This window comes from Lactobacillus psittaci DSM 15354 (assembly GCF_000425905.1).
Lineage (GTDB): Bacteria > Bacillota > Bacilli > Lactobacillales > Lactobacillaceae > Lactobacillus > Lactobacillus psittaci.
The window spans coordinates 174,154-186,596 of sequence record NZ_KE384473.1 but is presented as its reverse complement, the minus strand read 5'-3'; the positions used below and the strand labels follow the sequence as shown (position 1 = coordinate 186,596).

Below are 12,443 nucleotides of genomic sequence, written 5' to 3'. Positions count from 1 at the left end.
GTTTTTCAACTTACTGATTTAACAACCTTCTAAAACCGACATTTTATCATCGGTTTCTAAGATTTAAAATCAGTACCAGTCGACAAAATCCTCATCAATATAACAGACACTTACATCCCCACTAACAACCTGAAAATCTGGAGATGAGAATTCTATTAATATCAGAGGTACATTAACTTCGTTTATGAAGGTAATTAAGTTATGCAGCTGTTCTTTAGTGAGATAATGACTCACATTAGCAAAAGCAACAGCTGACTTCAATTTACATTCAATATGAATTTTAACAACTGTTTCAATTATATCATAAGGATCAGACAATACGGAATTATCAAAGTGAATCCCATCAAATTTAAATAGCTTCTTGATATCTACATTGTTACTTCCAACCTCTATTGGTAAATCGGACATAAATATTGCATCTTGAATATCAGTATTAAGTTTTTGCCATGTATTAAAAATCTGATTTCGATGTTCTTCATCAAGACCATCAAATAACATCGTCATTACTTTTGTTAAGTAATTATTCAAGCATTCTTTAGTAATTAATGGATCGCCTACCCAATCAATTGCTTTATTTATTTCTATTTGGCTGTACTGCTTATCAAAGATTTTCACTTTACCTGATTTCTCCTGAAAAGATAAAATAAAATCTCGATATACATTGGGATTTGCAACTTTTATAATTGTAACTTTCCCATCTTCAACTTCTATTGGATGATGGCCTTCATAGCTAATAATCATATTATCACTGTCCTATCTGAAGTATTCCTCACATCATCTACAGCTTCACCAATTAAGAAATGCATATCATTATATTGCTTTTCAGTTAGCATTAATGATTGCACTAATCCTTCTTCTGGTAAAAAATTCTTAACTCTTTTTTCTAGTAAATTTGCCATCTTTCTATTTACACAGACTCTTACATAAACTGAGAATTGAATCATAACAAAACCTTCATTAATCAATTCTTTTCTGAAAGTCCGATAATTTTTTCGATCTTGCGCCGTTTCAGTTGGCAAATCAAACATTATCAGCAATCGCATCGTTCGGTACCTCAGTGACAAATCCCATCACACTTTCTAATTCATCTATATTTTTACTCAAGTAAGATAAGCATTCTTTAGTAAATAAATCTATTGCATTAGCAAGCAAGGTTGTCTTGCCATCATATTTAATTTGCAAACTAAGCAATTCAACCAAGCCATATCTTACATCCGGGGTAAATTCACCTAATTTCTGACTAGCTACCCAATAATCAACAAACGGTCTAAATGGCTCCATCAAGTCAGACCCTAGATTAAATTGATTAGCAACAGATGAATGATGAATTCCTAAATATGTTTGATAGCCATTTTGTACAATACTTCGATTAAATGATGACAATAAGATTGAATAACCATAGTTTAATGCGGCATTAATTGTGTCCCCTTCATCTTGTCTAACAAATTTAGCCCCAAATAATTCTTGAAAATACTCCCTTGCAACTACTGCTTCTCGATTACTTACATCATTAAACTCTAATTTATTGATTTCTTGCTCTACTTTTTCTGTTGGTAAGTGATAATTCTTCAAGACATTAAGTTGATTATTCATTTTTAGCCATACTACTTTGGTCCATAATCTTTGCTTTAAGGTTTCATCCCAATGTAATTGAACCAACAAGTTTTGATAATTACATTTAGGTGCATAATAATTTACAGTCTCCGTAATCGGGTTATATTTATTATCAACAAAAATCACCTTACATCCCTGTTCAGCAAGTTTACTAATTAGCTGTGAAGTAATAACTACTTGAGTACTTTCAACTAATAGTAATGCAATATCAGAAAGTGGAATTTGCGTAATTCCTTTACTAGTTTGAACTTGCATCATATTCGATGAATAAGATAGTTTTGCATGTTGCGTTATAATTACGTTTCTCCAAGCCATTAATTTTCACCCCTTGTTAACTAAATCTGAAAATGTTATTATTTAATTGTTGAGTTAACAATCTCAACATTTCAATTTACTGATTTAACAACCTGATTTAAAATCAAGCAAGGTCTTCGGACCGAGTTTTCACATTTGTACCGCTTATAGCGGTCTTTTTTTTGCAGTAAAAAAGGATTACACCTAAATCAAGTGTAATCCTTTTTCTATACATGTGATAATTATAAGTCTTTTACCTTAACTCGTCTTTCAAATAATCCAGTTGGTGATTGGTAGATAAGTTGTGCTTCTGGAGAAATTACAGACGATTGAATTCTTCCTAAATCTGAAATTTTTAATTCTTTAATTGTTGTTCTCATTGAATTCGCATGTAATCCATTAAGTATTGCCAACAACGCTTCAGCTTTTTTAGATAATGCTAGGTTGATAAAATTTACTCTACTATTACGTAATTTTTCTCTAAAGCTTCTATTATCAAAAAGTTCAAAATGCTTATCAACAATCTGTATAATTTCATCAAATACTTCTAGTAAACATTTATTTCCATCTTGAGTTTTATTACCAAATTTATGTTTTCTACAATCAATATCATCAATATAATCAAGTATATATTTCATATTTTGCTGTGACAGTACTAATTGTTTAAGGTTTGGCATATCGTTAGTTCCTGTTAGCATAAACTTCTTATCACCATCAAGCACAGCTTGCTTAAACGGCATCTTACCAACTAAAACTCTGAATCCTTCAATTCCGCGCTTAGCTTTACCATTCTTATCAAGCATTACCATTGGTTCAATAACTTTGCGTAAGTCTTCATCATAATTCTTTGAAGCTTTAAGCATCGCAGCAGCTCTCATAGGAATACCAACAACACGGTATTCTGAACCTTTCTTCTTATCTACTTTAACTAAAGCTAGGTAAGCATCATTATTATTGCTATATCCACCATAAATATCAGTTGGTCGATCAAGCTTCTTAGGAATTAAGCTTCTACTCTTAGCAGTATCGCGTTCAATAATTGGGAAGACAGTCTGCTTAAACACATTATTACTATTGGTATAAACTTCTTGTGATACATTCATATACTTGAAATTATATGCTGTAGTTAATTTGTTAATAATATCGCTTCTACTAAATACTTGTTGATCAGTATGGCTAATGCAGATTGCGTCATCTTTGCCCCAGAGTAGTTGATAAATAAAGTTGAATTGCTTAATTTTCTTAACTGGATCATCTTCTTTACTTTCAGCCTTACCAAACTTCTTAAATTGTCCATATACAAAGTATGGTCTAAGTTTTGGATAGACTTGATATAAGTAATTACCGACAATTGTAGTTAAGTAAGCATCAATTGCATGGTGGTAGTCATTAACTTCACGACTCTTATATAAGTTAAATTCCTTACGTAAGATTGAATTGTAGCTAGCCTTTACTTCAATAATTTCAGTATCAGGTAACTTAGCTTGTAAGATATTTGCAACTAACTTAATAACTTGACTAGTTTCAACAAGTTGACGATTTACAAATCCAGAAGCCATATAACTAGAAATCTTTTCTGGATCAGTAATTAAGTTATTAAACTTACGTTTACTAATAAGTCCTAGTTCTAGCCACTTCTTCCACATTTGGCGAATAGTCATGCCTAAATCTGCAGCTTGCTTATTACCAAATAAGAGTACTGGTACATTATCTGACTTACCATTATTAACAGCTCTTTGAACAAGTACTCTGTTATCAAATGAGTCATCCTTAATAAAGGATTGCGGATAGATATGGTCGATATCATAATCTTGCAAGTTATCTAAAGATAATTTTTCACCAGTATAAGCATCCCTACCCATCTGTTTGAAGTATAAGAATACTTTGTCCTTAGCCAGAGGCTTATTATCTTTCATATTCTTTAGTTCATTTTTAACAGCATTATCCAAGAACTCATCACTAATTTTGGCATAAATTTGGTCAAGTTGTGCCTTACGTGACTTAGTCATTTGGGGATTATCTTGGTCTTCACGAGCAAATTCGATTGCAATTTGACTAGGTTTCTTACCATGAGCTGCAGCAATGATATCATCAACCACTCGCATTACCTGGCGAATGGCTTTTTTATTTTGAGGTGAAGTATATGCTTCTGCCAAGATATCCTCCATGTCAGTAGCTTTGGTAAATGAACTATTAGCAGCTACAATCTTTTCTTTAATTACAGGATCAGATAATATTTGCATCAAGTTTTCAGATTCATTCCAGAGTCTTTGCAAGATATTAACTCCATTTTCATCTGTAATTTGAGTTAATAACTTCTTTGATAACCTTCCCCATCCTGAGTAACGCTTACTACTTACTTGTTTAATTTGGTCAGGTGTTAGCCAAGTAATTTCTTCTAACTTTCGCTTGAAAATCTTCCGGTCTTCAAACACCGTTGACCATTCAATCATCTTTTCAAAGTCTGCTTGCTTATCTTTATTATCAATTTCAGCACCAAAAATCTTACGATAGTCAATATAAGTTGAATAGCTACTATTAAACTTAGTTCCATCAGACAAGCCAGTTACATTAGGAGCAACACAACCATGAGCAGTCAAGAAGTTAACCAAGTTCTTTAAGCTAACAGATTTTTGTACCTTAAAGAGTTCATCAAAAATTTGGTGTTTCTCTTCAGACGTTAACTTAATCCCATTAACCTTAATATTATTTAATTCATTTAAGATAACGAATTTTTGATAAATCAAACTTGAAGCTGGCAATACATCTTCACCCAATAAGTAAGTATCCTTGGTTGTCATTCGCTTAATAAACTTATTAGCTGATTCAGTTGTATCAACCATTTCTTCAAAGTTCCAAGGCGTAATTTGACCTTGCTTTTGTCGTACCATCCAAGCAAAGGAACTATTTGCCTTATCTTGTTCAGATTCAGCATTATTTGGATCAATTAATGGTCCAACATAATAAGGCACACGGAATGATACAAGTTCACTAATCCTATAAGGTGCATTATTTCTATGACTTTCAACAGGGTTAGGTGCTATCAAGAATGGATAATATTTACCTTGTTTTTCAAGGATTTGAGTTAATTCAACTTGATGCAATTGGTATGGAATTACCCCATTTTGATTAGTTCTTTGCTTTGGTAAAAATTCACCTAAATCAAGTCTAGCTCTAATTTTGTTTGCTAATTCTGAATCATCTAAATTATCAGCAACAAATTTACTGAAAATTTCGAAGTTATTCATATTATCAGCTTTTTTGCCTAATAACTTCTTAGCTGCTAATAAATTAGCTTTACGATTATTCACATATAATACATATGCAGCTTTAAGTTCTTTTACCTTCTTAACATCAGTTAATGAGTTAAGATAAGCTTTAAATAACTTCAAGTCTTCCTTATGGTCATCATATTTCTTGACCATTGATTCAGACAAACTTTTACCATCCGGAACAATTTCATTTAAGACGATGGTATTGTAGATATTTTGTAATTCTAAAACAAATTCAGTTTGCTTATCAGTCAATAAACTAGTTAGAGTATCTAATTTTTCATCAATATTTGCATCACTAAATTTAACTTTATAATCTTTGCTATCTACATCACTTAAGTTAAAAATAGTATCAAATATAATCATGTAGCCCATAAAGGCATTGGCTACTTGCTTAGCAACATCTTTATTAAGCTTTGCTTTGTCCTTTGTATCTGCTTCTTTAGTTAATAAAGTTGCAACTTGTTTTAACTTATCTTGCTTGTATAACTTCTTATCTTTGATAATCTCTTCAATCTTAGATAGATTGTCGGTTGCAAGTTCAGGAGCAGCTTCAATATAAATTTCTTTTAACAAATCATTTAACTTATCAACTGGACCTATTCCATCTTCACCTTGTAAAGTGAATTTAGCTGCTTTAAAAGCCTTAACAGAATCTTCTCGTAAAAAGTTCCCACGATATTTAACAATATGATGAACTGCTAAGAAAATTTCTCGTAAATCATGTTTTTGATCATCATGCATCAAAGCATTACGTAAGTGATAAATAGTTGGATATTTATCGTAAAAATCCTTATCTGCTTCACTACTTTCAAAAACAATTGAATTAAATTGTTTACGGCTATCTTTAGGAGAATAATCTGACTCTTTTAATCTTCTAAAGAAACTTGAATCAACTTTGGCCATTTCCTCATCAAAGATTTCTTCAAGTAAGCCTAGTCTCCAGCGACGTCTTGCCAATCTTCTTCTAGTAGTTCTAAAGGCACGTCTATCAGCTGCAGCTTCGCCTTCTTTAAAAAGGCGTGCTCCAATAGCAGTTTTACCTTTAAGCTTTAAAATATTATTTTGTTTATCTGTTACAACGTACCCACATGAATTTGTCCCGATATCGAGACCAATAATATAGTCTTTTACTTCTTTCATAAAGACTTACCTCCATATAAAATAAAAACCCATTTTTTATATCTAAAGTCTTATATCCAAATTATCCTATAAATTTGGCATAAATAAAAGGACCCAGTTATTCTGAGTCCTTTTGGTATTAAAGCAAAGTATCATAAAGTATCATCTTGATAATTCAAATCACTATATTTTTTATCTGTATTCTTTTTGGCTAAATCCGGCGTCTTATAGAAAACAGCTCCTACCCATGCACCTGCGCCTCCCATATTAACCAAAACACTTTGTCCTTCTTCTTGACGTACTTGATATATTGAACCGACACCTGCACCTTGCAACCATCCCATTACTTTAAATGCGGGTTTATTTGATACATTATAATCATAAGCTGCACCCCAATTTTTGGTATGGTCCGCAACTTTTTGAGATTCAGCTTCATTATAATTATCAGGATCTGTCATTTTTGCATAATAGTTTCCATCTTCTCGATATAAAGTTTGATTATCAATCATATGGCTAGAAACTTTCATAGTTTCTAACTTCCCTTTATAAAAGGTATACCAAGTTCCCCAATATTCTTTAGGGATATCAAAATAACCTAAATTTCCGTATTTAGGATCAGCTCCATTGTTGTCAGAATAGTTTTTACTGTTATGAGAACTATTAGCTGAGTTAATAACATGCAAGTTTTTTTTCACATTTTTAGTCTTTTTATTTTTTCTGTTAGTCTTACTACTAGAGCTAATGCTAGTACTTTGAGTCTTACTTACTTCGCTAACTTTTTGTGATTCATTTTTTGGCATGTTAAAAAAGACAATTGCAATCACAACTACTACAATTGCGCCAATAACGTACAACGGCTTTCTATTTTTCATTCTTATTCCCCTACCTATTTATACCTATATATAACCGGATGATTATATATAAATTTTTACTTTTAACAAAGAAAAATTATATCATAACTGTCAACTTCACAAAATAGGCATAAAAAAAGCTAGGCCTTCACCTAGCTTAATCTTGAGGAAATTCAATTCCAGCAGTTTTCCGAAGTTTGTACAAGACTTCTCCAACTTGCTTAGATAGCACCCAATAATCAGCCAATTTTCTATCAGGATTATTAAATAAATCCGCAAACTCATTCATTTCTTCATATAACGGATTTTCTGGCACCTTTATTCTACTAGTATGCTTTTGGCCATCAGCATCATAGTAAGTAAGTTTATGCATATTCAAGATTGAATCTATCCCTACTACTTCTTTGTCGCCATAAATTTCTGAACCCTGATGCGTCGTCGTGTTTTTAGCAATATCAACAGTTACGCCGAAACCATCATAATCTAAAATTACAATCCCTGAAAGATCAATTTCTTTTCGATAAAGAACTGGCGAATACAAACAAGAAATTGGCATCCCGAATAATGCGACTGCAACATAGATTCCATAGACACCGATGTCCATCAAGGCGCCACCAGCAAATTCTGGCTTAAAAACATTAGCCGGCTCCTCACCAGGTGCTAAAGTATGCATTCGAGAAGAATATTGTCGCACGTTCAAGTATGCCCCATCAATTTGTGGTAATTTTTGCACATCATCCTTTAGTCTTTCAAAAATTCTAGTATGAATATGACGGGCAGCTTCAACCAAGTGACAATCATATTGAACAAGTAACCTCGCAATTTCATCATATTGCTTGGGATTAGTAAAAGCTGGCTTTTCAACAATTACATTTTTTCCATGCTCGATTGCTAGTTTGGCCTGCTGAAAGTGCCGCGAATTTGGCGAAGCAATATAAACCGTATCAAAATCCCCATTAGTAAAAAAGATTTCTAAATCATCAAAAAAGTCGCTAATTCCAAGTGGCTGACCAAATTCTTTTGCCCGCGCGAGTTTTCGCGAATAAACACTAGTTACTTTCCATTTATTTGTTGCTTGTGCAGCTCCAACCAGCTGCTTACTAATCCAGCTGGTTCCGATAATACCTAATTTTAGCATCCCCCGACGCCTCCTTTTTCTTTATTATATCTAAAAACAAAAAAGCCGTTAGCTATAAAGCTAGCGACTTCACAAATTCACTATCTAAATTCAAGTACATCTTTAACATCATAACGAGTTGAAACAAGTTCCTTTTGACTTTCATCCGGCTTACCAACTGCAATTGCCATTACTGGTACATAGCGAACTGGGTCAAGTCCCATAGCAAGAGCCATCTTAGTAGCATCATAACCAGCAATTGGGTTAGTAGCTAAACCACGAGCTCTAGCATCCAGCATAAATTGCATTGCAGCTAAACTAGCATCGACCATTGCATCGGCAGTTAGCAAGGTCTTATCAGCCTTTTCATAAATTGGTAAGAAGGTTCCTAAAATAGTTTCAAGCCGTTCTTTTGTAATCTTCTTTTCTTCATACATCCCTTGCCACAAATCACGATACTTCTTAAAGGCATCAGTGTCACCAAAAAGAACAACCATTGCTGAACAAGTATCTAATTGTGGATGATTGAATGGCATGAAGATTTGACGCAACTTTTCTTTACCCTCATCAGTATCAACTACAACAAAGTGCCATGCTTGCAAGTTACATGATGATGGAGCAGTTGTTGCTTCTTTAACCATATCAGTTAAAACTGAGCGATCAATCTTATATCCCTTATCAAAATGTCTAACTGAATGTCTATCCAACATTACATTTGCAAAATCATCATTTTTGAATTCAGTCATTTTTATTACCTCTTGTTAAAATCAGTATCACTTGAAACCGCTTTTATACTAGCACAATTTTTTCTCTACGTTTTTTGCTAAGTATACAAATTAACTATTTTTGTTACCTAATTTAATAAAGCGCTTACAATTATAAAGAAAAGTGCTTGAATTAGTTGTGTAAACAAGAAAGAAATATCTAAAAGGAGGTATTTACTTATGACTAGTTATCTTGTTAATAAAGAAGATGTAGTTAACTTTCTTGATAACCCTAACATGAAAAATCAAGATGGTTATATGTTTGCCTACGTCACTTCACCAGAAGTCTTAGCTAGATTAGTGCCTAAGCCATTAAAGCCTGTTGCACCAGTCATCGCTGGTTATATTACCCATATGGGAAATCCAACCTTTGCTAAGCCTTATGATGAAGCTGTCTTATATAGTTTAGTTTCATACGGTGGGCGTATGCTTGGTGCTTATCCCTTCACCCTATTTTTAAGTGGTGAAGGAGCTGAAGAGGCCATGCTTGCTGGTCGTGAAGGAGCTGAAGAGGCCATGCTTGCTGGTCGTGAAGGAGCTGCTATTCCAAAGAAGTTAGCTGATAAAATTAGCTACACTGAAGAAAATGGCAGTACTCATGTTGTAGTTACTAGACATGAGGTAGATTTAATTAATCTTACCTTTACCCCAGGTATTCCAAATAATCCTGACATTGCTAAACAATTAATGGCTGGACAATCTAAACTTGATACGCCAACTGATACTTATAGTTTCTTCTTTGACTATAAGATTGACCAAGATCACGATGGTCACAACCACTTCATTAACACTCGTTTAATTGCTACTAAGACAACAGGCGTCACCCACGCATTCACCCCAGGTAATATTACGATGGAACTTGGCACTAGTAGTGATGACCCAGTCAGTGAATTAACTGTTTTACAGCCAGTTGGCGGTGCTCACTACCAAATGACTAGTGGCAAAATGCACGAAACTATTCAACTTGCTAAGGTTGAACCAGATAAAATCGCACCATATTTAATTACTGGCCGTTATGACCAAGCTATTTTAGGAAAGTAAGGCGTTAATTATGTTTAAGAATATTACTATTGCAGGTGCCGGAACATTAGGCAGTCAAATTGCCTTTCAAACTGCTCTATGCGACTTTAATGTTAGAATTTGGAATCCACACCCAGACAGAGCTAAGCGTCGTTTGGCAGCTCTTCGCCCATTTTATAAAAAAGACATGGGCCTAACTGATGCACAATTCGATAAGGCAATGGAAAATATCCACTCAATTAGTAATGACTGGGAAATTCCATTTAAAGATTGTGACTACTTAATTGAATGTGTTCCAGAAAGTTTAAACACCAAAGCTGACTTTTATCACAATGTCTGCCCTCACTTACCAGAAAAAACCGTTATTGCATCAAACTCATCAACCATGGTGCCAAGTCAATTAGTCAACTATGTTGACCGTCCTGATAAGTTCTTACATATGCACTTTGCTAATCACATTTGGACTAACAATACTGCTGAAATTGTTGGCACTGAAAAGACCAAGCCAGAAGTTATCAAAGAAGTAATTGAATTTGCCAAGGCCATCAAGATGTTACCTGTTCACTTGCAAAAGGAACAACACGGCTACATTATGAATGCCTTATCTGTGCCATTTTTAAACGCAGCTCTTGAATTATGGGCAAATGGTGTTGCAGATCCAATCACAATTGACAAAGATTGGATGAATTCAACTGGCTGTCCATTTGGCCCATTTATGTCAATGGATATGGTTGGGATTAGAACTGTCTATGCTATCTTTTCACAACAAGCTCGCACGCCTGAAGAATTAAAGGTAGCTAAGACCATGAAAGACATGATTGATGCTGGCCACTACGGTGTCGAAGCTGGCCAAGGATTTTACCAGTATCCTAACCCAGCATTTAAGCGTGCTGACTTCTTAACATCAATTGAAGCTCGTTAATATTTTAACTGCTAAAAAAGCCATCTGCATTTGCAGATGACTTTTTTGTTTTACCAAGTTTTAGGAGCTAAATCATATAACTTTTGACCAGCTTCATCACTTGAATATTTATCAGCTAAAGTCTTTGAAGTAAAGTATGGCACAATATTTCCAGAGTGTCCTTGATATTCGAAGAGCACCTTATTACCATCAATAGTACCAACTTGATAATTATTTGCTCTAGTTCCACTCACATCAACCCAAGCATCAATATTTAGTGTATTGCTTACCTTACCACCACTTAGCCAACTAGCTGTAGCTTGAGCAGCGTCACTATTTGGAGAAGCGTCAAAATTACTATCTCTAACATAAACATTGTGGCCATTAAATTGGTGATCAGATAAAGTAATATGACCAGCAAGACTTGAAACATCCCCATCGTTAATTACGATTGAGCAATACCAACTTCCTTGGTATTCACTTGGGATAGAGTAAAGCCCCTTGTTACCATACTTACCAGTATTGCTATCTTGGTTGCTACTATTTGACTTATTTGCAATATGCTGATGTGAACTAGTAAAGTGTTCAACCTTGTGCTTATGTGATTTATGTTTGCTAGCTTTTTTAGAACTAACTTCACTAGTTGAACTGGCAACTTTGGCAGTTTGCACTTGGCTGGTATTTCCATGTGGCAGATTAAAGAAAATAATCCCTACTACCACGACTACTGCGGCAATAATTACATACAAAATATTTTTATTTTTCATCATTTTACTCCCTAATTGAGCTCAAGCTGATCACCAGCGTATTTTATAGCTAAAGCTTCAGTTTTGTATAGAACGTCATATTTGTTACTATCAATACCATTATGAAACAATAGAACGTCTTGATTATTACGTCTAGAAATACCACATTTTATTTTCTTTTCAGAATTTGGTTCCATTTCACCAGTTAAAATCCATTTAATCCCTTTAATATTTTTTATTTCAGCTGCTTCATGATGGTAAACTGGTTTAAAATCTGATCTTGCAAAAAGCTTGTTATCCACTTGAGCAAGAATAATCTCATTAATATTATGATCTTTAATTGTTACTTCAGTGTCTGTTCCAGCCTTAGTTCCTAAATACCAATGTCCTTGAAACTCCTTAGGAATATTAAACAACTTCACACGTGAATCTGATCCTGCATAACCATCAAAATCATTTGAATCTGACTCAGAAGAACTAGATTGACTTTCGCTTTGATTAGTTCTATGAACGTGATGTTTTCTTCTTTGATGACTTACCTTATTCTTTTCATAATCATCATTTTGACTACTTGCGCTCGTTTGACTAGCTTCACTAGTTGAGCTTGCAACTTTTGCAGTTTGCACTTGGCTAGTATCTTCATGTGGCAGATTAAAGAAGATAATCCCCACTACCACAACTACTGCGGCAATAATTACATGTAAAATATTTTTATTTTTCATCATTTTACTCCCTAAACTAC

The 12,443-nt window shown here is 33.9% G+C and carries 11 protein-coding genes; 2 read left to right on the top strand and 9 right to left on the bottom strand.

Features of this window, described 5'->3' with window-relative positions; all coding sequences use genetic code 11:
* Positions 1 to 69 precede the first annotated feature (69 nt).
* From csn2 to H628_RS0105215, 7 genes are all read right to left on the bottom strand, one after another.
* Positions 70 to 741 (bottom strand): type II-A CRISPR-associated protein Csn2, encoded by a 672-nt coding sequence (csn2, locus tag H628_RS0105245; protein WP_027825501.1) that lies wholly within the window; start codon positions 739 to 741, stop codon positions 70 to 72.
* Positions 738 to 1,043 (bottom strand): CRISPR-associated endonuclease Cas2, encoded by a 306-nt coding sequence (gene cas2, locus H628_RS0105240; protein WP_027825500.1) that lies wholly within the window; start codon positions 1,041 to 1,043, stop codon positions 738 to 740. The genes csn2 and cas2 overlap by 4 nt, the downstream gene beginning before the upstream one ends.
* On the bottom strand, positions 1,021 to 1,929 hold the full coding sequence (gene cas1, locus H628_RS0105235; protein WP_027825499.1) for a type II CRISPR-associated endonuclease Cas1: 909 nt from the start codon (positions 1,927 to 1,929) through the stop codon (positions 1,021 to 1,023). Before cas1 ends, cas2 begins: the two co-directional genes overlap by 23 nt.
* Before the next feature lie 221 nt (positions 1,930 to 2,150).
* Positions 2,151 to 6,323 (bottom strand): type II CRISPR RNA-guided endonuclease Cas9, encoded by a 4,173-nt coding sequence (cas9, locus tag H628_RS0105230; protein WP_027825498.1) that lies wholly within the window; start codon positions 6,321 to 6,323, stop codon positions 2,151 to 2,153.
* A gap of 131 nt (positions 6,324 to 6,454) precedes the next feature.
* Entirely contained in the window at positions 6,455 to 7,174 is a 720-nt protein-coding gene (locus H628_RS07475) for a hypothetical protein (protein WP_051237971.1), read from the bottom strand.
* 136 nt (positions 7,175 to 7,310) lie between these two features.
* Positions 7,311 to 8,291, bottom strand: coding sequence for a Gfo/Idh/MocA family protein (locus tag H628_RS0105220; RefSeq protein ID WP_027825497.1), 981 nt, complete (start codon positions 8,289 to 8,291; stop codon positions 7,311 to 7,313).
* A gap of 80 nt (positions 8,292 to 8,371) precedes the next feature.
* Positions 8,372 to 9,016, bottom strand: coding sequence for a nitroreductase family protein (locus H628_RS0105215; protein WP_027825496.1), 645 nt, complete (start codon positions 9,014 to 9,016; stop codon positions 8,372 to 8,374).
* 198 nt (positions 9,017 to 9,214) lie between these two features.
* Here H628_RS0105215 and H628_RS0105210 point away from each other — a divergent pair, with 198 nt between their 5' ends.
* Together H628_RS0105210 and H628_RS0105205 are read left to right on the top strand one after the other, a co-directional pair.
* Positions 9,215 to 10,075 carry an acetoacetate decarboxylase family protein gene (locus H628_RS0105210; RefSeq protein WP_027825495.1) on the top strand — a complete coding sequence of 287 codons (861 nt, stop codon included), beginning with the start codon at positions 9,215 to 9,217 and terminating at the stop codon, positions 10,073 to 10,075.
* Between the two features lie 10 nt (positions 10,076 to 10,085).
* A complete protein-coding gene (locus H628_RS0105205; RefSeq protein WP_027825494.1) occupies positions 10,086 to 10,976 on the top strand; it encodes a 3-hydroxyacyl-CoA dehydrogenase in 891 nt (296 codons plus the stop codon).
* Between the two features lie 50 nt (positions 10,977 to 11,026).
* Here the strand turns inward: H628_RS0105205 and H628_RS0105200 are convergent, their stop codons facing one another.
* Positions 11,027 to 11,722: a hypothetical protein gene (locus tag H628_RS0105200; protein ID WP_027825493.1), complete on the bottom strand. Its 696-nt coding sequence runs from the start codon at positions 11,720 to 11,722 to the stop codon at positions 11,027 to 11,029.
* 11 nt (positions 11,723 to 11,733) lie between these two features.
* The gene (locus H628_RS0105195; protein WP_027825492.1) at positions 11,734 to 12,423 is read right to left on the bottom strand and encodes a hypothetical protein; all 690 of its coding nucleotides are present in this window, start codon (positions 12,421 to 12,423) and stop codon (positions 11,734 to 11,736) included.
* Positions 12,424 to 12,443 lie beyond the last annotated feature (20 nt).

Bases quoted from the DNA above. Each gene is read 5' to 3' on its own strand.
- csn2 (WP_027825501.1), bottom strand. From the start codon at position 741: ATGATTATTAGCTATGAAGGCCATCATCCAATAGAAGTTGAAGATGGG.
- cas2 (WP_027825500.1), bottom strand. From the start codon at position 1,043: ATGCGATTGCTGATAATGTTTGATTTGCCAACTGAAACGGCGCAAGAT.
- cas1 (WP_027825499.1), bottom strand. From the start codon at position 1,929: ATGGCTTGGAGAAACGTAATTATAACGCAACATGCAAAACTATCTTAT.
- cas9 (WP_027825498.1), bottom strand. From the start codon at position 6,323: ATGAAAGAAGTAAAAGACTATATTATTGGTCTCGATATCGGGACAAAT.
- H628_RS07475 (WP_051237971.1), bottom strand. From the start codon at position 7,174: ATGAAAAATAGAAAGCCGTTGTACGTTATTGGCGCAATTGTAGTAGTT.
- H628_RS0105220 (WP_027825497.1), bottom strand. From the start codon at position 8,291: ATGCTAAAATTAGGTATTATCGGAACCAGCTGGATTAGTAAGCAGCTG.
- H628_RS0105215 (WP_027825496.1), bottom strand. From the start codon at position 9,016: ATGACTGAATTCAAAAATGATGATTTTGCAAATGTAATGTTGGATAGA.
- H628_RS0105210 (WP_027825495.1), top strand. From the start codon at position 9,215: ATGACTAGTTATCTTGTTAATAAAGAAGATGTAGTTAACTTTCTTGAT.
- H628_RS0105205 (WP_027825494.1), top strand. From the start codon at position 10,086: ATGTTTAAGAATATTACTATTGCAGGTGCCGGAACATTAGGCAGTCAA.
- H628_RS0105200 (WP_027825493.1), bottom strand. From the start codon at position 11,722: ATGAAAAATAAAAATATTTTGTATGTAATTATTGCCGCAGTAGTCGTG.
- H628_RS0105195 (WP_027825492.1), bottom strand. From the start codon at position 12,423: ATGAAAAATAAAAATATTTTACATGTAATTATTGCCGCAGTAGTTGTG.